The following is a 21,016-nucleotide window of genomic DNA, read 5'->3' as shown; positions in this document are numbered from 1 at the left end:
ACAAACAAGTTGCCTTGTTCTGGTGGGCGATACTGGGATCGAACCAGTGACCTCTTCCGTGTCAGGGAAGCGCGCTACCGCTGCGCCAATCGCCCGTTACCGGGTCCTTCAAAAGGAGAGCGGACGACGAGATTCGAACTCGCGACATCCACCTTGGCAAGGTGGTGCTCTACCAGCTGAGCTACGTCCGCACATGTTGCCTGCCGGGCTGATGCCTGGCGTTCAACAACAAACAAGTTGCCTTGTTCTGGTGGGCGATACTGGGATCGAACCAGTGACCTCTTCCGTGTCAGGGAAGCGCGCTACCGCTGCGCCAATCGCCCATGCATCCAGCCAACAGCTGGAAGACATGGTTTTCACCGAGGTGGGTACGGGATTCGAACCCGTGTATACGGCTTTGCAGGCCGCTGCCTCGCCTCTCGGCCAACCCACCGTGTAAGCAGGATTCCGAGGAATTCTTGCCTTGACAGTGCCTTGCGAGCGGACGACGAGATTCGAACTCGCGACATCCACCTTGGCAAGGTGGTGCTCTACCAGCTGAGCTACGTCCGCAGTGTCGTTTCGGCGGGCAGCCCTGCAGGCATTCCGTCGCTTTCCGACGAGTAAAAACTCTATAGGAGGTTCCTGCAAACTCCAAATCGGTAGCCTGCTTTTGATCGAGGAGCCCGCTGGATCCTTGTATTTACGGGGATTTCCGTAAGTTTCATGGCTGTAATTCCACTCTTGTAGTTCTAAGTGAGGCCGGGGGTCATGATCCGTTTTGCATTCCGGCACTGGTCCGTTAGTGTTTTCTATGCACCGGGCGATTGGCGCAGTGGTAGCGCGCTTCGTTCACACCGAAGAGGTCACTGGTTCGAACCCAGTATCGCCCACCACCTGTATGCAAATGGTTAAACCCCGTTTGGACTGATTGAGTCAGTCCGGACGGGGTTTTTCTCTGCAGCAGGCTTGTTTGGCGGATTGCAGGTTTCTGCGTCACGAACTGTGTGGACGCGACACACATCAGCATGCGCGAACAAGAAGACTCGGAATCACCTTCGGCCAAGGCCACTGCTACTGCCACCACGCAACCTGCCACGCCCTTCGCGGATCTTGCGCTGACAGCCCCGATCCTCGCCGGCAAGCTCGCCAGGCTGCCCCCTCAGCAGCTGGCGCTGATCTTCCCGCGGATGAATTCTGTCGGCCCTCTATGACACAGTCTTTGTATGACTGCTCCACTGCTTGCCCACGCTACTGACTACGGCCGGATGTACGCCCGATCCACAACTGAGCAATTTTCCGTACCGTCCATTACTACGGTGATCGGACAACAGGCGCACGCCTTGGACGGATGGTTCAGTTACATGGGGGCGAGCAGCCTGGCCGCGGATCCTGAGCTTCCTTCGATTCTCGGAAGCCCCGCGAAAATCCGTCAGGCTATCAACAAAGCTTCCAAAGCCGCGGAGGTTTACCGGGATGCGGCGGCCGCACGCGGTGACCGCGTCCACACTTACTGCGAACAGGTGGCGTTGCGGGCGATGGGCCGTCCGCACCGGATGCAGGAATGCAGGGACGACCTCGCGGCACATGGTGAACAGGCCTTTGCCGCCCGCTTTGACGAATGGTGGGAGCTCTACCGGGTGGAGCCATTGGCACCGGAGATCACTGTGTGGAACAAGACGGTGGGTTATGCCGGGACGTTGGACCTCGTTGCCCGGATCAACGGCCGAATCTGCCTGATTGACTACAAAACCAAGGGCACCACCAGGGACGGGACAGTCAAGGCCCTGGATGACAAAGTGGTCATGCAACTCGCGGCCGGTATGAAGGCCGAGGAAAGCCTGGTGGATCCTGTTGCAGGCGAATGGGAGCCGTGGAAATTCGGAGACAGCCCCATGCTGCTGGCGGTGGCCATCGGAGAGACCGAAGTCCGGCCGCAGCGGGCCAACCCTGACATCCTCAAGCACCATTGGTGGAAGTTCTGTGCCCTGCGGCGCGTTTGGGAGATGTCAGCGGACGTTGTCGCTGCAGGGCAGCCTTTGCTGCCTGTTGCTCCGCCGGTCTTTGCGTCAGCCGGGGCGGCACCGACACCGGCCTTGTCCTCAACTAAACTGGCTTAGGCTCCGCAACAACCGGAACCTGGTTTGACGATCGTGAGGACTGACAGCAGATGGCAATTTTGAGTATCCGAATCATCGGGGACCCGGTGCTGCGCACCGTAGCTGACCCCGTTACCGATTTCGGTCCGGAGCTCGCCAAGCTGGTAGCTGACATGACGGAAACCATGGAGGACGTTGAGGGCGCAGGTCTCGCCGCGCCGCAGGTGGGCGTCAGCCAGCGCGTGTTTACCTATCGCATCGGGGGAGTGGAAGGCCACATCATCAACCCGGTCCTGGAAAACAGTGAGGACTTCCAGCCGGACGAGGTGGAGGGTTGCCTTTCCATTCCCGGTCTGGGCTTCCCTGTGCGTCGCTTTCGGGCCACCCGGGCAACCGGAGTGGACCTGAACGGCAATCCGGTCTCGGTAGAGGCTGAGGGCATGCTGGCACGCTGTTTCCAACATGAGACAGATCACCTCGATGGGGTCCTGTACACAGACAGGCTGGAAGGCGATGACCGCAAGGCTGCCCTCCGGGCCATCCGGAACGCCAATTACCACGCGATTACCGAGCAAACCACGTCCAAGCGCGCCAACTCCGTAGGGTCCAGTTTTGGCGGCGGCAGCTTCGGGGCGCCCGAGTGAGGGTACTCTTCGCCGGAACGCCGGCTGTGGCTGTGCCGTCGTTGGACGCGCTGATTAAGGCCGGCTTCAATATCGTGGCGGTTCTTACCCGGCCGGATGCGCCCGTGGGCCGCAAACGTGTCCTGACTCCTTCGCCTGTGGCTGCACGGGCGATGGAACTCGGTATCGAGGTCATTCGCGCGGCAAAGGTGGACGCCGACACGACCGCCAGAATCGCGGAGTTCGCTCCCGACGTCGCCGCCATCGTTGCCTACGGCGGCATCGTTCCCAAAGCTGCCTTGGGTGTCCCGAGGCACGGCTGGGTCAATCTTCACTTCTCCCTACTTCCGGCATGGCGCGGTGCAGCCCCCGTGCAGCGTTCCATCATCGCGGGCGACGACGTCACCGGGGCCGTTACATTCCAGCTTGAAGAAGGCCTCGACACCGGGCCTGTATTCGGGACGCTGACCGAAACAGTTCGTCCTGCAGATACTGCGGGCGATCTCCTCGAGCGCCTGTCCATCAGCGGCGCGGTTCTGCTGAGCCAGACCCTTTCCGCTATTGACGCGGGTCAGGCCGCTCCGCAGCCTCAAAACGGGGAGATCTCCCTTGCGCCCAAACTGACACTCGACGATGGACGCTTGGACTGGCAGCAGCCGGCCCTTGCTTTGAACCGCCGTGCGCGCGGAGTTACTCCTGAACCCGGCGCATGGACAACCTTGGAAGGCCAGAGGGTCAAACTTGAACCAGTAGCTCTGCGTCCCGAGATCAAGGACCTTCCTCCGGGAAGCATCCGGGTGGAGGGCAAGTCGGTTCTGGTGGGTACAGGTTCCCACGCAGTGGAGCTTGGTCGGATCCAGCCGGCAGGTAAGAAAATGATGTCGTCGGCCGACTGGGCCCGCGGCTTGGCAACACCCGAGAGAGTGGTATTCGAATGAGCGAGTCCGGCCGCCGAGGCCCCAACAACAGCGGGAGCCGGGACGGCGGCGGGGCGGGAAACCGAGACTCGCAGGGCAACCGTGGAGCCCGTGGGGAGAGCAAGCGCAACGCCCAGGGCCGCGAGCGAAACAGGGGACCGCAGAGGGGCTTCACCAATAACGCTCCGTCGCAGCGCACCCGCCGCGCAGATCCAGCCCGATTGGTGGCTTTTGAAGTGCTCCGCGCGGTTGCTTCCGAAGATGCCTACGCAAACCTTATGCTGCCGGCGCGCATCCGGGAACACCGCCTCGACCGTCGGGATGCCGGCTTTGCCACTGAATTGAGCTACGGGGCCTTGCGCGGGCAGGGTACTTACGATGCCATTCTTGCCCGTTGCGTGGACCGCCCCTTGGAGCAACTGGATCCTGCAATTCTGGATGCCCTGCGAATCGGTGCGCACCAGCTGCTCTCCATGCGCGTTCCCGCCCATGCCGCGCTGGACCAGACCGTCGGCCTGGCACGCGCGGTTATCGGCGCCGGCCCGTCGGCCCTTATCAATGCGGTACTTCGCAAGGTCACTGCCCACAGCATGGCCGAGTGGCTTGAGACCCTGCTGGATGACGAATCCGACGAAACCAAAATCGCTGCCTTGCGCCATGCGCACCCTGAATGGATTGTCCGGGCATTACGCCAATCGTTGGTAAACCATGGTCGCCCCAAAACCGAAATCGACGCCCTCCTGGAGGCAGATAACGCCGCGCCGGTGGTCAACTTGGTGGCCTTGCCAGGACTGGGAAACCTCGACGAAGCTTTCGAGAATGGAGCCACCGCCGGTGAGCTGGTAGAAGATTCAGCTCTATCCGCTGGCGGAGACCTCGGCCGTTTCGAATCGGTCCGGCGCGGAACAACGCGTGTCCAGGACGTCGGATCACAACTTGTGGCTCGGGCTTTGGCCGGCGTCGAGCTGGGGGAGTCGCCTGCACAAGGTGAACGATGGTTGGACTTGTGCGCCGGCCCCGGAGGGAAGGCAGCGCTCTTAGCTGCCCTGGCCTACCGCGACGGCGCAACTCTCCTGGCCAACGAGCCTGCACCGCACCGGGCCAAACTTGTTCAGCAAGCGCTGTCGGCTGTTCCCGCTGAGGCCTGGACAGTGCGGACCGGTGATGGTCGTGAAGTGGGTGCAGAGCAGCCCGGAACTTTTGACCGTGTGCTCGTGGACGTACCTTGCAGTGGTCTTGGGGCCCTTCGACGTCGGCCCGAATCGCGGTGGCGCCGCTCGCCCAAGGACATTGGCGACCTGGGACCGCTGCAGCGGGACTTGTTGAAGTCCGCTCTTGATGCCGTCAAGCCCGGCGGCGTGGTGGCCTACGTGACGTGTTCGCCACATCCGGCCGAAACCACAGCTGTTGTTACTGACGTGCTGGCCAAGCGCGGGGACCTTGAACTCCTCGACGCCGGACAAGCGTTGGACGATGTCAGCCTTACCGGTAGCCTCGGCGCTGGTCACGAGCTCACAGCCCAGTTGTGGCCGCACGTTCACCAGACGGATGCCATGTTCATGGCGATCATCCGTAAGAAGCCGTAGCCACCAACCTTCAGACCATCACCGAGCTTTCGACTATCACTCCATTAGAGGGGGCTGCCTTGTCTCAGTGCTGTATCAACCCGAGCATCCTTTCAGCGGATTTCGTCAACCTTGAGGCGGAACTCCAACGGATCAGCAATGCGGATGCCGTCCACGTGGACGTCATGGACAATCACTTCGTGCCCAACCTGACGCTTGGACTGCCTGTGGTGCAGAGAATTCAAGCGGTCAGCCCGGTTCCGCTGGACGCGCATTTGATGATTTCCGACGCCGACCGCTGGGCACCTGCCTACGCGGATGCAGGTGTTGCTTCAGTGACGTTCCACGCCGAAGCTGCCATGGCGCCGGTCAAGCTGGCCCGCGAGCTACGGGCCCGCGGGTCCAAGGCAGGTATGGCCCTGCGCCCGGCAACGCCCGTGGAGCCCTACCTGGACATGCTTAGCGAGCTGGACATGTTGCTGATCATGACGGTGGAGCCCGGATTCGGCGGACAGTCATTCCTGGACATCACCTTGCCCAAGATCCGTCGTGCCCGGGCGGCAATCGACGGTTCGGGCATCGGCGTTGCCATCCAGGTGGATGGCGGCATCACTGAGGAGACCATTGTTCGGGCCGCTGAGGCAGGGGCCAACGTGTTCGTTGCGGGCTCGGCAGTTTATGGGCATCAGGACCCTGCGGAAGCGATCGACCGGCTCCGCGCTGCGGGCCAGGCTGCTTCAGCGACGAAAGCCTGACGACCGTCACCATATGTTACGAAGATGGCCCGGGAATAGCCCGGACATCTTGGTAGTTGTGGCAGAATAACAACACACATACGTGCTCCGGGGTCGGTGTAAGTCCGAACCGGCGGTTATAGTCCGCGACCCGCGAGCCATTGGATTCCAAGAAATTGGGCATCCGGTGGCGGACGGTTGAACTGGTGAAATTCCGGTACCGACAGTTAAAGTCTGGATGGGAGAAGCACGTACAGTCATGCCTTGGGCGTTCCTTTTGCGAACGCCCGGCATTGCGCTGTCGTACACCCCCGGAGTCATCGCGGCTTACTGGGAAGGAACGGCATGGACTTTCTGCGATGGCTCTTCGAAGCACAGATCCCCGTTGGAGGATCTGCTCTTGTCTTACGCGAAGTGCTTGGAAACATCTTTGGGCTCCTCAGCGCCCTCGGCGGTATGCGCCGCAAAGTCTGGGCTTGGCCAATCGGCATCGTCGGTAACATCCTCCTGCTCACGGTCTTCCTGGGCAACGTCTTCGGCGCAGCAGCGCCAGCCACCTTATGGGGACAGGCTGCACGCCAAATCATGTTCATCGCCGTCGCGATCTATGGCTGGTACCGGTGGCAGCAGGGCCGGCAATCCAGCACCCAAGGGCGCGCCATCGTCCCCGGTTGGGCCAGCAACAAGGTCCGCATCGCCCTGATTGGTGCGATGGTGGCCGGCACGGCAGCATTGACGCCCTTGTTCGACGCCCTTGGCTCCTACCCGCCCGTTTGGGCCGATGCTTGGACCTTCATGGGCTCCTTGCTGGCAACCTACGGTATGGCCCGCGGATGGACCGAGTTTTGGCTGATCTGGGTGGCCGTTGACATTGTGGGTGTGCCGCTGCTGTTCAGTGCTGGCTACTACGCCAGCGCGGTCATGTACCTGTTTTACGGCTTCTTCACCCTCGCAGGGTTCTTTGTATGGTGGCGGGCAGAAAAGCGTGAACGTGCCGTCCGCGCTGCCAGCCCGGCAGCTGCCGTTTCTGCGGGAGCGATCCTGTGAGCTTCGCCAACACGCCTTACACCGCTGCAGAAAGTGCCGCCATGGAGGCCGCATTGACCGCGGCCCTGGCGGGTCCCCGCGGAGCCAACCCGTTGGTCGGGGCGGTAATCCTCAGTCCTGAGGGCGAGCAACTGGCAACTGGTTATCACCGGGGAGCCGGAACGGCCCATGCTGAAGCGGACGCGATTTCCGAAGCCCGCAAGAAGGGTATGGACACCGTCGGAACCACCATGGTTGTCACACTGGAGCCCTGCAACCATGTGGGTCGCACCGGACCCTGCGCCCAAGCAATTATTGCCGCGGGAATCGCTAAGGTGATTTACGCCGTCGACGATCCCCATGACCCCGCCGCAGGCGGTGCGCGTACGCTCACGGCCGCCGGTGTTGAGGTCAGTTCGGGACTGGAAGGCGGAAAGGCGCTGGACCTGAACCGTGACTGGTTCGACGCCGTCGCGGCCAAGCGTCCGTTCGTCACCTTGCATATCGCCCAGACCCTGGACAGCCGCATCGCAGCGGTGGATGGCACCAGCCAGTGGATCTCCTGTCCGGAGTCGCTTGCCGACAACCATGGACTGCGCGGACTCATTGACGCGATCCTGGTGGGCACCGGGACCGTGCTGGTCGACGACCCGCGGCTCACGGCCCGAACCCCGGACGGCGAACTTTCACCTCATCAGCCAATACGAGCCGTCATGGGCCTGCGGGACGTCCCCGAAGACGCTGCGGTCCGCGGAACTGATGGGCGTTTCGTCCACCTGCCCACGCGGGATCCGGCGGAAGCCTTGGGCATGCTGTTCGAGCAGGGGGTCCGCCATCTCATGGTGGAAGGCGGCTCGTCGATTCTGAGCACGTTCCTCGCCGCAGACCTTGTGGACGAACTGATCGTCTATCTGGCTCCGACGCTGCTGGGATCCGGAACTCCGGCACTGAACGACCTCGGTATTACAACGCTGGCAGACGCCCAGCACTGGTCTTGGGACGAGGCCGGCGGTGGCTCTGTGCGCATCCTCGGCAATGACCTTCGGCTCCATCTGCGGTCCCCACGAGGGGCCGCCAGCACTATCAAGAATTCGGTTCCGCAGAAGACTTTGGCTTCACACAGTGAAGCTGCGGAATATGTCACGGGAGGACACTGATGTTTACGGGAATCGTTGCTGAGCAAGGCACTGTGCTGAGCATTGAGCACGACGGCGATACCAGCGCAACATTGAGGCTGAAAGCGCCCACCACCGCGGAGGGATTGCCCTTGGGCGGTTCCATCGCCGTCAACGGAGTTTGCCTGACAGCCACCCGGATCGACGGACAGGACTTCAGCGTGGATGTCATGGGGGAGACCCTGGTCCGGACGACCATCGGCGAGCTGGCGCAGGGAGATGCCGTGAACCTGGAACGCTGCGTTCCGGCCGGCGGGCGGCTGGACGGCCATGTTGTCCAGGGCCATGTGGACGGTGTGGGTGAATTGCTGGAACGCGAGCCGCTGGGAAACTGGGATCGGCTGCGGTTTGGAGTGCCGGCCCAGCTGGCACGCTACATCGCCGAAAAAGGTTCGATCGCCGTCGACGGTGTTTCGCTCACCGTGACCGCCGTCAGTCCTGCTGCCGAAACGGCACCGTGGTTTGAAGTGGGACTGATCCCCACCACGCTGGAAGAAACAGGCTTGGGGGCCAAAGCGGTGGGCGGCCGTGTGAACCTTGAAGTTGATGTTCTGGCCAAGTACACCGAACGGCTGCTGTCCTTCGCGCCCCGGCAGGGAGAAGTACGATGAGCGCTCCTGCGAAGACAACTCCGGCCGGCGAGCGGCGCACCGGTCTCGATCCTGTTGAATCCGCTATCGCGGCGATGGCCGCTGGGCAAGCCGTGATCGTGGTGGACAACGAAGATCGCGAGAACGAAGGAGACATTATCTTCGCAGCGGAACACGCCACTCCCGCCCTCATGGGCTGGACCATCCGGTATTCATCCGGCGTCATCTGTGTTCCGTTGGACGGAGAACGTGCGGACGCCCTGATCCTGCCGCCGATGGTGGAGATCAACGAGGACGCCAAGGGAACTGCCTACACGGTTTCCTGCGACGCCGCGATCGGAGTCAGCACCGGAATTTCAGCCACTGACCGCGCCTTGACGGCCCGGATTCTGGCAGATCCAAGCAGCACTCCGGCATCGATCACCCGCCCCGGGCATATTTTCCCGTTGCGGGCAGTTAACGGGGGAGTGCGTGAACGTCCAGGTCACACGGAAGCTGCCGTGGACCTGTGTCGTCTTGCCGGGCTGGCTCCGGTGGGTGTGATCGCAGAGTTGGTACATGACGACGGTGAAATGATGCGGCTGGACAGCCTGCGAGACTTTGCCGCTGAACATGGATGCCCCCTCATCTCGATCGAGGATCTGGTGTCGTATGTTGAGGCGGTAGAGTCCCAGTCGGCACATGTTTCACAGGAGGACGAGGAGAAGCGATGACCGCATCGACCACACGCAACAGCGACCACACCGGCCCCGCGCCGCACCCCGTCAGCGGTGGGCCGATTGTGCAGTTGCCTACGGCCTTTGGTGACTTCGTGGCACAGGCGTGGACGGACCTTGAGACCGGGCACGAGCACCTTGCCGTGAGTTCCCCGAACCCGCCCGCGGGGGGCCGCGCACCCTTGGTACGGCTGCATTCCGAGTGCCTTACCGGTGATGTGTTCGGTTCCTACCGCTGCGACTGCGGAGAACAGCTGGCTTTCGCCCTGGAACTCATCCACGCAGAGGGCGGAACCCTGCTCTACCTGCGCGGCCAGGAGGGCCGTGGCATCGGGCTGGCCAACAAGATCAAGGCCTACGCGCTGCAGGAAGCCGGCTTCGATACTGTTGAAGCCAATGAGCAGCTGGGTTTGCCGGTTGACGCGCGCTCCTACGCTGCGGCAGGTCAGATCCTGGCCGAGATGGGCCTCCACGAAGTCCGGTTGCTGAGCAACAACCCGGACAAGCAGCACCGCTTGGACAAGGCCGGGGTAACTGTTGTGGAGATGGTACCCACCGAAGTGCCGTCCCGTGAACAGAACCTGCGTTACCTACAGACCAAGAAGGACCGGATGGACCACCGGCTGACGCTCGATGTCGAGCCGGTCAGCAACGGCAAGACACCGGCACCCAACCCCTTTGACAACAACCAAGACTGATCGGATTCACAGCAAACATGAGCGGCCACGGCGCACCCACTATTGACCTCACCACCCTCAACCCCGAGGAAACCTCGCAGCTGAAGCTCGCCATTGTGGCGGCAAGCTGGCACACGCAGATCATGGACGGATTGGTTGACGGCGCCCTGCGCGCAGCCAAGGAAGCCGGCATCGCGGAACCCACGCTGCTGCGGGTTCCGGGCAGCTTTGAGCTTCCAGTTGCTGCGGCCAGGCTCGCGCCGCACTTTGACGCCGTCGTAGCACTTGGCGTGGTTATCCGCGGCGGAACGCCGCACTTCGACTACGTCTGCCAGGCCGCGACGTCGGGACTCACCGACGTCAGTGTCCGCACCGGCGTACCGGTCGGGTTCGGCGTCCTCACCTGTGACACCGAGCAGCAGGGCATCGACCGTGCAGGCCTTCCCGGTTCCAAGGAGGACAAGGGCCACGAAGCAGTGACCGCTGCCTTGGCCACGGCTGTGACACTCAAGCAGTTCAGCTAGAAGCATTGGCTCGAAGGGGATGTGGGTGTGTCTTCACTCACATCCCCTTCGTCATGCAACGCCCCAACAAGCGGTGGTCGCCCCCGAGCAAGTAGTCTGGAGGGCGTGAAGAATTTCGAGACGCTGTTCGCAGAACTGAGTGAGAAAGCAGCGACCCGCCCGGCAGGCTCGCGCACGGTTGCCGAACTGGACTCCGGAATCCACGGCATCGGCAAAAAGGTGGTCGAAGAGGCCGCCGAAGTCTGGATGGCCGCGGAGTACGAATCGGACGAAGCCGCTGCTGAGGAAATCTCCCAGTTGCTCTACCACCTGCAGGTCCTCATGCTCGCCAAGGGCCTCAGCCTGGAGGACGTTTACAAGCATCTCTAGCCACGCCACTCCGCCTGCCTTTTGCGGAGCCCCCTGCGTGGCCAAGGTGCCTGAAAACCTCCATTCCAAAAAGAAAGTCTCCCAATGCTCCGTGTAGCAGTCCCCAACAAGGGATCCCTGTCCGAAGCCGCCTCGGCAATGTTGTCCGAGGCTGGATACCGCCAGCGCCGCGACACCCGCGAACTGGTCATGGTTGATCCCGACAACGACATTGAGTTCTTCTTCCTGCGTCCCCGCGACATCGCTGTCTACGTAGGCCAGGGAACTCTGGACGTCGGCATCACTGGCCGCGACCTCTTGCTTGACGCCAAGGTGGAAGCCGAAGAGCTGCTTCCCCTGGGCTTCGCCCCGTCCACGTTCCGGTTTGCTGGTCCCGTAGGTGACTTCACCGGCGTCGAGCAGCTTGAAGGCAAGCGCCTGGCCACCAGCTATGACGGACTTCTGCGCGACTACCTCGCCGAGCGAGGCGTCAACGCCAAGGTGGTCCGCCTGGACGGAGCCGTGGAGTCTTCCGTGCGCCTCGGCGTGGCGGATGCCATTGCCGACGTCGTTGAAACAGGTAACACCCTCAAGGCTGCCGGTATGGAAATCTTTGGCGATCCCATCCTGAAGTCCGAGGCCGTGCTGATCCGCCGCTCCGGCTCCGGTGGCACCGCCAACGGAACGGCCAAGGAAATCGAGATCCTCATTCGTCGCCTCCAGGGCGTTCTTGTGGCACGACAGTACGTGCTGATGGACTACGACATCCGCAAGGACCTTGTGGAAGACGCAGCAGCCCTGACCCCTGGCTTGGAGTCACCCACGGTCTCGCCGCTTCGCGATTCCGAGTGGGTTGCCGTGCGGTCCATGGTTCCCAAGAAGGAAACCAACCGCATCATGGACGAGCTGTACGACCTTGGCGCGCGCGCCATCCTGGTCAGCAGCATCCACGCCTGCCGTATTTGAGCCGCGTAACAACAGCTGAGCACAAAGAACTGAGGAGCAGCACATGGCTGTAGCCGTACGCGTCATACCCTGCCTGGATGTCGACGCCGGCCGCGTCGTCAAGGGCGTCAACTTTGAAGGACTCCGCGACGCCGGTGACCCGGTGGAACTCGCCCACAGGTACGACAATGGCGGGGCCGACGAACTCACGTTCCTTGACGTCACAGCATCGTCCGGAAACCGTGAAACCACGTTCGACGTCGTCCGCCGTACAGCGGAGGAAGTCTTCATTCCCCTGACCGTGGGTGGAGGCGTCCGTGGTGTTGCCGAGGTGGACAAGCTCCTGCGCTTTGGGGCGGACAAGGCGTCCATCAATACCGCTGCCGTTGCCCGGCCCGACGTCATTGACGAAATCACCCGCCACTTCGGCTCGCAGGTGCTGGTGCTCTCCGTGGATGCGCGCCGTACACGCGAAGGCGACCAGCCGACGTCGTCCGGTTTCGAAGTGACCACCCACGGTGGCCGCACCGGGACCGGAATCGACGCCATTGCCTGGGCCAAGGAAGCAGCCGATCGGGGGGTGGGAGAAATCCTGCTCAACTCGATCGACGCTGACGGCACCAAGGACGGATTCGATCTCGAATTGATTCGCCTGGTTCGTGCCGCGGTGAACATTCCGATCATCGCTTCGGGTGGGGCAGGAGTGCCTGCGCACTTCCCGCCCGCCGTGGAGGCAGGCGCCGACGCAGTACTGGCGGCATCCGTGTTCCACTTCGGCCCGGACGACATGATTGCCCAGGTCAAGACGGCGATTCGAGACGCCGGCTTCGAAGTCCGTTAGCTTTCAGGCTTAACAGCAAGGGAGGGTCACCGTGCAGGTGACCCTCCCTTGCTGTTAAGCCCTATGGGTGGTTAGAGGCCAATGTCCGCGGACTGCAAAAGCGCGACGGCGTCCGGCTGGCCCTCGAAGGTGACGAGGGCCTGGCTGGTGCGGCCGTGGGCGTGCATGAGCAGTTCGCCAGGTTCGCCAACGATGGCAACGGAGACGGGGGCACGCTTGGCTACGTGGCGGGGGCCGGTGGGGCGCACAAGCACGATGCCGAGGTCCACGCCGCGGTACAGGAACGCGGCACGCTTGATCAGTTCGTCCCAAAGGGCGTCCGAATAGGCTTCGTCCAAGGCCCGGGGCGCCCAGCGGTCACCGGCGCGACGAATGTCCTCGGTGTGCACGAAATACTCAATGAGGTTTGATGTCTCATCCAGCGCCTTGATCTTCAAGGGGGAAAGGGCCGGCGGACCTGCACGGAACGTCTTGATGAGGTCCGCGTAGGCGTCCGAACTCTTCAGCTTGGCAGCGAGTTTGGACGTGGCTTTTTCGGATGCCTTGCCCAGGCTGGGGATCAGGAGCCCCAGGCCCACGGCGATCTTCCGTTCGCGCAGGTACAAGTGCGCGGCAAGATCCCGGGTCAACCACCCTTCGCAGAGCGTGGGGGAGTCAGGCCCGGCCGCCAGCAGGGTTTCGGCCAGTACTTCTCGGGAAGGATCGACGAAATGCATCACTTGTGAAACTAGCACGATCGGAGCACTCTTGCGCAGTGGAACCGCCGCAGAATCCTGCTCCCTCCGAAGGCACTAGACTTGATCTGATGTCAGAGCAGTCCGCCCCCAGCCCAACTCCTGCCGCGGAGCTTTCCAGCGACCCCGCGAGCCCCTTGCCGCAGGAGATCGCCAGCGCCCTCAAACGGGATTCTTCCGGCCTTGTCGCAGCGATCGTTCAGCAGCACGATACTAACGAGGTCCTCATGCTCGGCTGGATGGATGACGAGGCACTCAACCGCACCATGACGTCCGGCAGGGTCACGTTCTACTCCCGATCACGCCAGGAGTACTGGCGCAAGGGCGACACCTCCGGACACGTACAGTTCGTGAAGTCTGTCGCCCTTGATTGCGACGGCGATGCCCTCCTGATCCGCGTGGACCAGATCGGCGCAGCCTGCCACACCGGAACCCGGACCTGCTTCGATGGTCGCGACTTCACCGTCGTTACGGGCCACCGCGAATAAGGCACCCACCACTTTCCACTGACGCACCACCTCAGACAATAAGGCGGAGAACATAGCCATGCAGGACCTTGGAATCATCAGCCCGGGCCTGGAAGAGTTCCGCGAACTCGCCGTCCACAGCCGTGTCATCCCTGTCCGACTCAAGGTTTTGGCCGACGCCGAGACCCCCATCGGCCTGTACCGGAAGCTGGCCAAGGGGCAGCCGGGTACCTTCCTCCTGGAGTCCGCAGCGGTTGGCGGCGCCTGGTCCCGCTATTCCTTCATTGGTTCCAAATCCCGGGCAACGCTGACCACCAAGGACGGGGAAGCACACTGGATCGGTGAGCCGCCCGTCGGCGTGCCGGTTTCAGGCAACCCGGTGGAAGCTGTTCGAGACACCATTGCTGCGCTGCAGACTGACCGCTTCGACGGCCTGCCGCCGTTCACCTCCGGCTTGGTCGGCTTCCTTGGTTGGGAAGCCGTGCGGCACTGGGAGCGCCTGACGTCCCCGCCCGAGGACGACCTCCAGCTGCCGGAGATGGCACTGAACCTGGTCACCGACATGGCGGTGCACGACAATGTGGACGGTACCGTCCTCCTGATCGCCAATGCCATCAACTTTGATGACAGTTCCGAGCGTGTGGATGACGCCTGGCACGACGCCGTAGCCCGGGTGAAGGGGTTGCTGGACCAGATCAGCACTCCTGTTGCCCAGCCGGTTTCCGTGCTGGAAACTGCAGCCTTGGACTTCGCCTCCAGCGTGCAGGAACGCTGGGATGAAGCCAAGTACTTGGAGGCCATTGATCGCGGCAAGGAAGCCATTGTTGACGGGGAGGTTTTCCAGGTAGTGATCTCCCGGCGCTTCGAAATGGAGTGCGCTGCCGACCCCCTGGATGTCTACCGCGTCCTGCGCAATACCAACCCAAGCCCGTACATGTACCTCTTCAGCCTGCAGGATGCGGACGGCCGCGAGTACTCGATCGTTGGTTCATCACCCGAAGCACTGGTGACGGTGACCGGTGAGGAAGTCATCACCCACCCGATCGCCGGTTCACGCCCCCGCGGTAAGACTGTTGAAGCCGACAAGGCCCTGGCTACTGAACTGCTGGCCGATCAGAAAGAGCGCGCCGAGCACCTGATGCTGGTTGATCTTTCGCGCAACGACCTCTCAAAGGTATGCGTAGCCGGAACGGTTGACGTCACGCAGTTCATGGAAGTGGAGCGGTTCAGCCACATCATGCACCTTGTGTCTACTGTGGTTGGCGAGCTAGCCCCCCATGCCAAGGCCTACGACGTCCTCAAAGCGACCTTCCCGGCCGGTACGTTGTCCGGAGCGCCCAAGCCCAGGGCGCTGAGGCTCCTGGACGAACTCGAACCCCACCGGCGCGGAATCTACGGTGGAGTGGTTGGCTACCTGGACTTTGCCGGCGACATGGATATGGCCATTGCGATTCGGTCCGCACTTCTCCGTGACGGCCGCGCTTACGTGCAGGCCGGCGGTGGCATCGTGGCTGATTCCCACAAGCCTTCCGAGGCGTTGGAGACCGTGAACAAGGCCGCAGCGCCGCTAAGGGCAGTCCACACAGCAGGGTCGCTGCAGAACATCGCCGCGGACACCGTGCGGAACGCGGACGCTTCCGACGACGGGACTCCCGCCTCATGAGCACGGCAGCATCAGCTCCTTCCGTCAGGCAGTCGCCGCGCTGGGCGCGGAAATCCACGATTGTCCTTGCCACCACCATTCTTGCGTTGGCTGTTTTCGGAGCCACGACGCAGACCTGGATCGAGGTGCGCCTGGACCCCACGGGTGCTTCGAACAGCGACCTCCATGTCCAGGGAAGCAAAGCCGCCACAGCAGTCACGGCGCTGGCCGTCGTCGCTCTGGCCGGCGGTTTGGCCGCATCCATTGCCGGAAAGATCGCCCGCTGGATCATCGCTGTGCTCATCACGTTGTCTGCTGCGGGGATCGTCCTCGCGGCTGTCACCGTGATACTTGATCCGCTGGGAGCCGCACAAGGTTCCATTGCTGCGGCCACGGGAGTCTCGGGCGGGCAAGCCGACGCAGCAGTAACTGCGTTCCCTGTGGTTGCCATCGTTGCCGGTTGCCTCCTGGCGGTCTGCGCAATTGTCTTGCCGCTGGCCGGACGCCACTGGACCTCACGGACCAAGTACGACGCCGCGGCGAGGATAAAGAAGAGCGGCAGCGAACCCGTGGACGAGATCGACAGTTGGGACAGCCTCTCGCGCGGTGAAGACCCGACGTAGGCACTCACAGCGGACTTTTATGCAGGTCCGGTGCAACAAAGCCGACACTGGCCGTCCTGACGTCCGGCGATGTCCCGGCCGTCGTCAATAAATGGCAGAATGTAAGCAGTATTCATCCTGAGGAGATTTCACATGAGCAAAACCACAGTGTCCAACAACCAAGCGGAATCCACCATGGCCAGCCACGCTGACGCCATCGGCCATGGAAACAGCCCGGCTGCCTGGACGTGCGTACTTGTGATGCTGGTCGGTGCCCTGATTTCCTCCATCGCGTTCGTCATCGCCAGCACCCCCATCTTCGTCGGCGGACTGGTTGTCATGGTTATCGGCCTGATCGTGGGCTTCGTCATGCGTAAGGCAGGCTACGGAGTTGGCGGCAGCAAGCTGCAGAACAACGGCCACTAATCGTGACCGTTCTTGATGACATCATTGTTGGAGTCAAGGAGGACATGGAGGCCCGCCGAGGCCTCGTGTCCCTCGCGGAACTGAAGGAGCGCGCCGCAAACGCTGCTCCCGCTCGTGATGCCTGGGTGGCCCTTGGCGGCCCGTCATCCATCCGCAACGACCTCAAAGTCATCGCTGAAATCAAGCGCCGCAGCCCCTCCAAGGGTGACTTGGCCTCCATCGCCGATCCCGCGTCGCTCGCTGTGCAGTATTCCGACGGCGGGGCTTCCGTCATCAGCGTCCTCACCGAACAGCGCCGGTTCGGCGGCTCGCTGGCGGACCTTGATGCGGTGCGCGCCGCCGTCGAAACTCCGTTGTTGCGCAAGGACTTCACCGTTGACGAGTACCAGATTTGGGAGGCCCGTGCCCACGGAGCCGACCTCATCCTGCTGATCGTAGCGGCACTGTCCGACTCCGAGCTTGCCGACTTCAGTGCGCTGAGCCACGAGCTCGGGATGAACGTGCTGGTGGAAACGCACACCGAGGAAGAGATCGAGCGCGCGGTTGCGGCACAGGCCAAAATCATCGGCATCAATGTCCGCAACCTCAAGACGCTCGACGTCGACCGCTCCGTTTTCGGATCTTTGGCCGGTTTGATTCCGGCTGAGTCCGTCATCGTGGCGGAATCCGGCGTCAGGGGTCCCGAGGACGTCTCGCACTATGCCGCGGGTGGCGCTAACGCCATCCTGGTGGGGGAGGCGCTGGTCAGCGACTCCACACCGCGCGAACGCATCACTGAATTCAAGGCAGCTGGAGCTGCCGCCATCGCCGTCAGGAACTGAGGCAGTAACTGAATCACGGCGAATAGTTGCAGGGCAGCCCGGGCATAAGCCTGCGGCTGCCTTGTGGCACGTGGAACTACCCAATGAACTAACTGGAACAGGACGGTGAGACTGATGGTCGACGCGCCAACAGCCGGCTCAGAAGAGAATGCGGCGGACGCGTTCCTGCAAGGTGGCCCTTCGCTGCGGAACGCATCGGGACCCTACTTTGGCAGCTATGGCGGACGCTGGATGCCCGAGTCGCTCATCGCCGCCCTTGACGAGGTCCAGGATACTTTTGAGAAGGCCAAAGCTGATCCCGAGTTCATCGCGCAGCTGAAGGACCTCAACAAGAACTACTCCGGCAGGCCTTCCTTGCTGACCGAAGCCAAGCGCTTCTCAGAGCACGCCGGGGGAGCACGTATTTTCCTCAAGCGCGAGGACCTCAACCACACTGGCTCCCACAAGATCAACAACGTGCTGGGCCAGGCACTCCTCGCGAAGCGCATGGGCAAGACCCGCGTTATCGCCGAGACCGGTGCCGGTCAGCATGGCGTTGCGAGTGCCACGGCCGCAGCCCTGCTGGGCCTCGAGTGCGTTGTCTACATGGGTGCTGAGGATTGCCGTCGGCAGGCCTTGAACGTGGCCCGCATGCAGCTGCTCGGCGCCACGGTGGTTCCGGTGACCAACGGTTCCCAGACCCTCAAGGACGCCATCAACGATGCCCTCCGGGATTGGGTCTCCAACGTGGAGCACACCCACTACCTTCTGGGCACTGCAGCCGGTGCGCACCCCTTCCCCGCCATGGTCCGCTACTTCCACGAAGTCATCGGCGAAGAAGCGCGCAGCCAGATCCTGGAGCAAACCGGCAAGCTCCCTGACGCCATTGCTGCATGTATCGGTGGCGGCTCCAACGCCATTGGTTTGTTCCACGCTTTCCTTGATGACGCTTCCGTGAAGATTTACGGCTTTGAAGCCGGCGGCGAGGGTGTAGAGACGGGCCGCCACGCTGCAGCCATCTCCCTGGGCCGTCCAGGCGTACTCCACGGTGCCCGTTCGTACCTCATGCAGGACGAAGACGGCCAGACCATCGAATCCCACTCCATTTCGGCCGGCTTGGACTACCCCAGCGTTGGTCCGGAACACTCGTACCTGGCCGACATCGGGCGTGTGACCTACGAGGCCGTGACTGACACCGAGGCCATGGATGCGTTCAGCCTGCTGTGCCGGACCGAAGGCATCATCCCCGCCATTGAGTCCTCCCACGCCCTGGCCGGCGCCATCAAGATTGGCAAGCGGCTCACCGAAGGCAAGGACACGCCGTCGGACGTGACGGTGATTGTCAACCTGTCCGGACGTGGAGACAAGGACGTGGAAACTGCCGCTGCCTGGTTCAACATGTTGGACGAGGAAGGGCATGTCAAGGGCACTACGCTCTCCACACGCAAGCCCAAAGGGCCGGCCGAGCGCACGTCCGAAGCAGCCGTGGACGTCAACGAGGACCAGAACTGATGACTGAAGAATTCGCCAGCAAATCCGCCGTCGCCATTGATCGTGCCAAAGCAGAAGGCCGCGCCGCCCTGGTGGGCTACCTTCCCGCGGGCTACCCGACGGTCCAGGAAAGCATCGAGGCCGGCATAGCCTTGGCCCGCAACGGTGCCGACCTCATCGAAATCGGCATTCCGTACTCCGATCCCGTGATGGACGGACCTGTCATCCAGGCCGCCACCACTGAAGCGATCTCCAACGGATTCCGCGTGGCCAACGTCTTTGACGTGGTTGCCGGCATTACCGCCGCTACTGATGCGGCAGTTCTGGTCATGACGTACTGGAACCCTGTCATGCGCATGGGCGTGGACGAGTTTGCCCGCCGCCTGGCCGAAGCCGGGGGTGCAGGGCTCATCACCCCGGACCTGGTCCCGGACGAGGCTCATGAGTGGTTCGAAGCTTCAGATAAGTACGGCTTGGACCGCGTGTTCCTTGTGGCGCCGTCGTCCACCCCTGAGCGACTGGACATGACGGTCAAGGCAAGCCGCGGATTCGTCTACGCTGTCTCGATCATGGGTGTCACCGGAACACGCACCTCCGTCAGCAGCAGTGCTGAAGATGTGGTGGCCCGCGCCCATGCGGCCGGCGCCGAGCGCGTTTGCGTCGGATTGGGCGTCTCCAACCCGGACCACGTCCGCGAGATCGCCGCCTACGCGGACGGCGTGATCGTCGGCACCGCTTTGGTGGCGGCCCTCCGCGATGGCGGCGTGGACGCCGTCGGACAACTCACCAAGAACCTCAGCGCCGGCTTGGGCCGCGCAGCTGCAGAAGCCTAGGAAAAGGAAACAGCGAAGCGAATGCAGACCGTCCTCCACGCTGCGGCAATGGTCCCCCTGAGTATCCCGAGCCCGTCGTGGTCCGGTTTCGACATTCCGCTGCCGTGGGGGACGTTGCGCATCCACGCTTACGCCCTCTGCATCCTTGCGGGCATCATCGTGGGCTTGTGGTTGACCTCCACCCGTTGGAAGCGCCGCGGGACGCCCGAAGGCAGCCTGTGGGACATTGCCATCTGGGCTATTCCGTTCGGCATCATCGGTGGCCGCCTCTATCACGTGTTCTCTTCACCGGATGCGTACTTCGGCCCGGGTTTTGACGGCACGGGGGACCTTTCCCTGATACCTCAGATCCAACGTGGCGGCCTGGGCATTTGGGGTGCCGTCATCTTAGGTGCGGTAGGTGCCTGGATCGGCTGCCGCCGGGCCGGCGTCAAGTTGACTGCCTTCCTCGACGCCGCTGCTCCTGGATTGTTGCTGGCACAGGCCATTGGCCGCTTGGGGAACTGGTTCAACCAGGAACTCTTCGGTGCACCCACCACCTTGCCCTGGGGACTTGAAATCGATCCCGCGAATGCCAACTTCCCGCCCGATATGGCTGCGGGTACGCTCTTCCACCCGACGTTCCTGTACGAGATGCTGTGGAACCTCGTTGGCGTCGCCATCCTGCTGCTCCTGGACAAGAAGTTCAACTTCCGTTGGGGCAGGCTCTTCTGGCTGTACGCGGTGTACTACACCTTGGGCCGTGTGTGGATTGAGGCGCTGCGCATTGACGATGCCGAACAGATCAGTCTTTTTGGCATCACCACCAGGCTCAATGTGTGGACCAGCATCTTCGTCTTTATTGCCGCGCTGGCGATCTTCTTCATCCTTGGCAGGCGGGGCCGTCCGGTGCCCGACACTCCTTATTTGCCGGGCCGGGAGCCGGAAAAGAAGGCGGAAAAAGACCCTGCGACGGTGACCAGCGTCACCAGTCATGATGTGGACGCATCTGTCTCAGATACTGGTTCGCGTGGTAATCTCCCAGATAACCAAAGCGATCCGGGCCACGTTGACGAGCCGCAGGAATCAGCAGGGGACAGGGAGAAGGACAGCATGTCCGGCACCGGTTCCACATCTGCTGCTACTGCCGCGAGGAAGGCCCCCGGATCCACGCCGAAGGCAGACGACACCAAGTAGTCGCGTTCGGTAAAGGGGCAACAGAGTCACCGCTCGTAGGGCCCAGTCCACAGCGTCGTGGCACCCCGGAAACCGGATCGCAGCAT

Annotated in this window: 24 protein-coding genes, 6 tRNA genes and 1 riboswitch; of the genes, 24 read left to right on the top strand and 6 right to left on the bottom strand. The window is 62.5% G+C overall.

Features of this window, described 5'->3' with window-relative positions; genetic code table 11:
• Positions 1 to 20 precede the first annotated feature (20 nt).
• From ACZ881_RS12850 to ACZ881_RS12830, 5 genes are all read right to left on the bottom strand, one after another.
• Positions 21 to 95, bottom strand: a tRNA-Val gene (locus ACZ881_RS12850).
• A gap of 23 nt (positions 96 to 118) precedes the next feature.
• Positions 119 to 191, bottom strand: a tRNA-Gly gene (locus ACZ881_RS12845).
• 57 nt (positions 192 to 248) lie between these two features.
• A tRNA-Val gene (locus tag ACZ881_RS12840) sits at positions 249 to 323 on the bottom strand.
• A 39-nt stretch (positions 324 to 362) separates the two neighbouring features.
• A tRNA-Cys gene (locus tag ACZ881_RS12835) sits at positions 363 to 433 on the bottom strand.
• Between the two features lie 46 nt (positions 434 to 479).
• Positions 480 to 552 (bottom strand) — tRNA-Gly (locus ACZ881_RS12830).
• Between the two features lie 248 nt (positions 553 to 800).
• Between ACZ881_RS12830 and ACZ881_RS12825 the strand changes: the two genes are divergently transcribed.
• From ACZ881_RS12825 to hisF, 16 genes are all read left to right on the top strand, one after another.
• Positions 801 to 875, top strand: a tRNA-Val gene (locus ACZ881_RS12825).
• Positions 876 to 1,007: 132 nt separating this feature from the next.
• On the top strand, positions 1,008 to 1,193 hold the full coding sequence (locus ACZ881_RS12820) for a hypothetical protein (protein WP_476115973.1): 186 nt from the start codon (positions 1,008 to 1,010) through the stop codon (positions 1,191 to 1,193).
• Between the two features lie 12 nt (positions 1,194 to 1,205).
• Entirely contained in the window at positions 1,206 to 2,099 is an 894-nt protein-coding gene (locus ACZ881_RS12815) for a cytochrome (RefSeq protein WP_476115971.1), read from the top strand.
• A gap of 50 nt (positions 2,100 to 2,149) precedes the next feature.
• Positions 2,150 to 2,722, top strand: a complete 573-nt coding sequence (def, locus tag ACZ881_RS12810) for a peptide deformylase (RefSeq protein ID WP_178995478.1) — start codon at positions 2,150 to 2,152, stop codon at positions 2,720 to 2,722.
• Positions 2,719 to 3,639, top strand: coding sequence for a methionyl-tRNA formyltransferase (fmt, locus tag ACZ881_RS12805; RefSeq protein WP_476115968.1), 921 nt, complete (start codon positions 2,719 to 2,721; stop codon positions 3,637 to 3,639). The genes def and fmt overlap by 4 nt, the downstream gene beginning before the upstream one ends.
• Complete coding sequence (locus tag ACZ881_RS12800) at positions 3,636 to 5,204, top strand: RsmB/NOP family class I SAM-dependent RNA methyltransferase (protein ID WP_476115966.1); 1,569 nt, start codon at positions 3,636 to 3,638, stop codon at positions 5,202 to 5,204. Before fmt ends, ACZ881_RS12800 begins: the two co-directional genes overlap by 4 nt.
• Positions 5,205 to 5,263: 59 nt before the next feature.
• On the top strand, positions 5,264 to 5,938 hold the full coding sequence (gene rpe, locus ACZ881_RS12795; RefSeq protein ID WP_476115964.1) for a ribulose-phosphate 3-epimerase: 675 nt from the start codon (positions 5,264 to 5,266) through the stop codon (positions 5,936 to 5,938).
• 78 nt (positions 5,939 to 6,016) lie between these two features.
• Positions 6,017 to 6,172: riboswitch (FMN riboswitch) on the top strand.
• Between the two features lie 90 nt (positions 6,173 to 6,262).
• Positions 6,263 to 6,964, top strand: a complete 702-nt coding sequence (gene pnuC / locus ACZ881_RS12790; protein ID WP_474660363.1) for a nicotinamide riboside transporter PnuC — start codon at positions 6,263 to 6,265, stop codon at positions 6,962 to 6,964.
• Positions 6,961 to 8,100, top strand: coding sequence for a bifunctional diaminohydroxyphosphoribosylaminopyrimidine deaminase/5-amino-6-(5-phosphoribosylamino)uracil reductase RibD (ribD, locus tag ACZ881_RS12785; protein WP_476115961.1), 1,140 nt, complete (start codon positions 6,961 to 6,963; stop codon positions 8,098 to 8,100). Before pnuC ends, ribD begins: the two co-directional genes overlap by 4 nt.
• A complete protein-coding gene (locus ACZ881_RS12780) occupies positions 8,100 to 8,729 on the top strand; it encodes a riboflavin synthase (protein WP_476115959.1) in 630 nt (209 codons plus the stop codon). Before ribD ends, ACZ881_RS12780 begins: the two co-directional genes overlap by 1 nt.
• The gene (gene ribB, locus ACZ881_RS12775; RefSeq protein ID WP_454810347.1) at positions 8,726 to 9,421 is read left to right on the top strand and encodes a 3,4-dihydroxy-2-butanone-4-phosphate synthase; all 696 of its coding nucleotides are present in this window, start codon (positions 8,726 to 8,728) and stop codon (positions 9,419 to 9,421) included. Before ACZ881_RS12780 ends, ribB begins: the two co-directional genes overlap by 4 nt.
• On the top strand, positions 9,418 to 10,122 hold the full coding sequence (gene ribA, locus ACZ881_RS12770; RefSeq protein ID WP_178995464.1) for a GTP cyclohydrolase II: 705 nt from the start codon (positions 9,418 to 9,420) through the stop codon (positions 10,120 to 10,122). Before ribB ends, ribA begins: the two co-directional genes overlap by 4 nt.
• A 17-nt stretch (positions 10,123 to 10,139) precedes the next feature.
• Positions 10,140 to 10,625, top strand: coding sequence for a 6,7-dimethyl-8-ribityllumazine synthase (ribH, locus tag ACZ881_RS12765; protein WP_014921429.1), 486 nt, complete (start codon positions 10,140 to 10,142; stop codon positions 10,623 to 10,625).
• A gap of 105 nt (positions 10,626 to 10,730) precedes the next feature.
• Positions 10,731 to 10,994 (top strand): phosphoribosyl-ATP diphosphatase, encoded by a 264-nt coding sequence (locus ACZ881_RS12760; protein WP_018778638.1) that lies wholly within the window; start codon positions 10,731 to 10,733, stop codon positions 10,992 to 10,994.
• An 84-nt stretch (positions 10,995 to 11,078) separates the two neighbouring features.
• Positions 11,079 to 11,939: an ATP phosphoribosyltransferase gene (gene hisG / locus ACZ881_RS12755; RefSeq protein WP_476115955.1), complete on the top strand. Its 861-nt coding sequence runs from the start codon at positions 11,079 to 11,081 to the stop codon at positions 11,937 to 11,939.
• Between the two features lie 43 nt (positions 11,940 to 11,982).
• On the top strand, positions 11,983 to 12,759 hold the full coding sequence (gene hisF, locus ACZ881_RS12750; RefSeq protein ID WP_091466787.1) for an imidazole glycerol phosphate synthase subunit HisF: 777 nt from the start codon (positions 11,983 to 11,985) through the stop codon (positions 12,757 to 12,759).
• 71 nt (positions 12,760 to 12,830) lie between these two features.
• On the opposite strand, the gene ACZ881_RS12745 is transcribed toward hisF, so the two are convergent.
• Complete coding sequence (locus ACZ881_RS12745) at positions 12,831 to 13,475, bottom strand: TIGR03085 family metal-binding protein (protein ID WP_402937575.1); 645 nt, start codon at positions 13,473 to 13,475, stop codon at positions 12,831 to 12,833.
• Positions 13,476 to 13,564: 89 nt separating this feature from the next.
• On the opposite strand from ACZ881_RS12745, the gene hisI reads away from it, so the two are divergent.
• The 8 genes from hisI (at position 13,565) to lgt (ending at position 20,930) form a co-directional block, all read left to right on the top strand.
• Positions 13,565 to 13,981, top strand: coding sequence for a phosphoribosyl-AMP cyclohydrolase (gene hisI / locus ACZ881_RS12740; RefSeq protein WP_017197407.1), 417 nt, complete (start codon positions 13,565 to 13,567; stop codon positions 13,979 to 13,981).
• 58 nt (positions 13,982 to 14,039) lie between these two features.
• On the top strand, positions 14,040 to 15,623 hold the full coding sequence (locus tag ACZ881_RS12735; RefSeq protein ID WP_476115953.1) for an anthranilate synthase component I: 1,584 nt from the start codon (positions 14,040 to 14,042) through the stop codon (positions 15,621 to 15,623).
• Positions 15,620 to 16,225, top strand: coding sequence for a Trp biosynthesis-associated membrane protein (locus ACZ881_RS12730; protein ID WP_091466790.1), 606 nt, complete (start codon positions 15,620 to 15,622; stop codon positions 16,223 to 16,225). Before ACZ881_RS12735 ends, ACZ881_RS12730 begins: the two co-directional genes overlap by 4 nt.
• Before the next feature lie 132 nt (positions 16,226 to 16,357).
• A complete protein-coding gene (locus ACZ881_RS12725; RefSeq protein WP_011774532.1) occupies positions 16,358 to 16,630 on the top strand; it encodes an HGxxPAAW family protein in 273 nt (90 codons plus the stop codon).
• Between the two features lie 2 nt (positions 16,631 to 16,632).
• Positions 16,633 to 17,451 (top strand): indole-3-glycerol phosphate synthase TrpC, encoded by an 819-nt coding sequence (gene trpC / locus ACZ881_RS12720; protein WP_476115951.1) that lies wholly within the window; start codon positions 16,633 to 16,635, stop codon positions 17,449 to 17,451.
• A gap of 114 nt (positions 17,452 to 17,565) precedes the next feature.
• Positions 17,566 to 18,942: a tryptophan synthase subunit beta gene (gene trpB, locus ACZ881_RS12715; protein WP_091466794.1), complete on the top strand. Its 1,377-nt coding sequence runs from the start codon at positions 17,566 to 17,568 to the stop codon at positions 18,940 to 18,942.
• The gene (gene trpA / locus ACZ881_RS12710) at positions 18,942 to 19,754 is read left to right on the top strand and encodes a tryptophan synthase subunit alpha (protein ID WP_402937249.1); all 813 of its coding nucleotides are present in this window, start codon (positions 18,942 to 18,944) and stop codon (positions 19,752 to 19,754) included. The genes trpB and trpA overlap by 1 nt, the downstream gene beginning before the upstream one ends.
• 21 nt (positions 19,755 to 19,775) lie before the next feature.
• A complete protein-coding gene (lgt, locus tag ACZ881_RS12705; protein WP_476115947.1) occupies positions 19,776 to 20,930 on the top strand; it encodes a prolipoprotein diacylglyceryl transferase in 1,155 nt (384 codons plus the stop codon).
• Positions 20,931 to 21,016 lie beyond the last annotated feature (86 nt).

This window comes from Paenarthrobacter sp. TE3676 (genome assembly GCF_056279165.1).
The sequence above is the reverse complement of the archived record's forward strand: the minus strand, read 5'-3'. Positions and strand labels throughout refer to the sequence as shown.

What these genes read in the sequence shown, in the direction of transcription:
- ACZ881_RS12820 (WP_476115973.1), top strand. Translation starts at nt 1,008, where the DNA reads ATGCGCGAACAAGAAGACTCGGAATCACCTTCGGCCAAGGCCACTGCT.
- ACZ881_RS12815 (WP_476115971.1), top strand. Translation starts at nt 1,206, where the DNA reads ATGACTGCTCCACTGCTTGCCCACGCTACTGACTACGGCCGGATGTAC.
- def (WP_178995478.1), top strand. Translation starts at nt 2,150, where the DNA reads ATGGCAATTTTGAGTATCCGAATCATCGGGGACCCGGTGCTGCGCACC.
- ACZ881_RS12800 (WP_476115966.1), top strand. Translation starts at nt 3,636, where the DNA reads ATGAGCGAGTCCGGCCGCCGAGGCCCCAACAACAGCGGGAGCCGGGAC.
- pnuC (WP_474660363.1), top strand. Translation starts at nt 6,263, where the DNA reads ATGGACTTTCTGCGATGGCTCTTCGAAGCACAGATCCCCGTTGGAGGA.
- ACZ881_RS12780 (WP_476115959.1), top strand. Translation starts at nt 8,100, where the DNA reads ATGTTTACGGGAATCGTTGCTGAGCAAGGCACTGTGCTGAGCATTGAG.
- ribB (WP_454810347.1), top strand. Translation starts at nt 8,726, where the DNA reads ATGAGCGCTCCTGCGAAGACAACTCCGGCCGGCGAGCGGCGCACCGGT.
- ribA (WP_178995464.1), top strand. Translation starts at nt 9,418, where the DNA reads ATGACCGCATCGACCACACGCAACAGCGACCACACCGGCCCCGCGCCG.
- ribH (WP_014921429.1), top strand. Translation starts at nt 10,140, where the DNA reads ATGAGCGGCCACGGCGCACCCACTATTGACCTCACCACCCTCAACCCC.
- hisG (WP_476115955.1), top strand. Translation starts at nt 11,079, where the DNA reads ATGCTCCGTGTAGCAGTCCCCAACAAGGGATCCCTGTCCGAAGCCGCC.
- hisF (WP_091466787.1), top strand. Translation starts at nt 11,983, where the DNA reads ATGGCTGTAGCCGTACGCGTCATACCCTGCCTGGATGTCGACGCCGGC.
- ACZ881_RS12745 (WP_402937575.1), bottom strand. Translation starts at nt 13,475, where the DNA reads ATGCATTTCGTCGATCCTTCCCGAGAAGTACTGGCCGAAACCCTGCTG.
- hisI (WP_017197407.1), top strand. Translation starts at nt 13,565, where the DNA reads ATGTCAGAGCAGTCCGCCCCCAGCCCAACTCCTGCCGCGGAGCTTTCC.
- ACZ881_RS12735 (WP_476115953.1), top strand. Translation starts at nt 14,040, where the DNA reads ATGCAGGACCTTGGAATCATCAGCCCGGGCCTGGAAGAGTTCCGCGAA.
- ACZ881_RS12730 (WP_091466790.1), top strand. Translation starts at nt 15,620, where the DNA reads ATGAGCACGGCAGCATCAGCTCCTTCCGTCAGGCAGTCGCCGCGCTGG.
- ACZ881_RS12725 (WP_011774532.1), top strand. Translation starts at nt 16,358, where the DNA reads ATGAGCAAAACCACAGTGTCCAACAACCAAGCGGAATCCACCATGGCC.
- trpB (WP_091466794.1), top strand. Translation starts at nt 17,566, where the DNA reads ATGGTCGACGCGCCAACAGCCGGCTCAGAAGAGAATGCGGCGGACGCG.
- trpA (WP_402937249.1), top strand. Translation starts at nt 18,942, where the DNA reads ATGACTGAAGAATTCGCCAGCAAATCCGCCGTCGCCATTGATCGTGCC.
- lgt (WP_476115947.1), top strand. Translation starts at nt 19,776, where the DNA reads ATGCAGACCGTCCTCCACGCTGCGGCAATGGTCCCCCTGAGTATCCCG.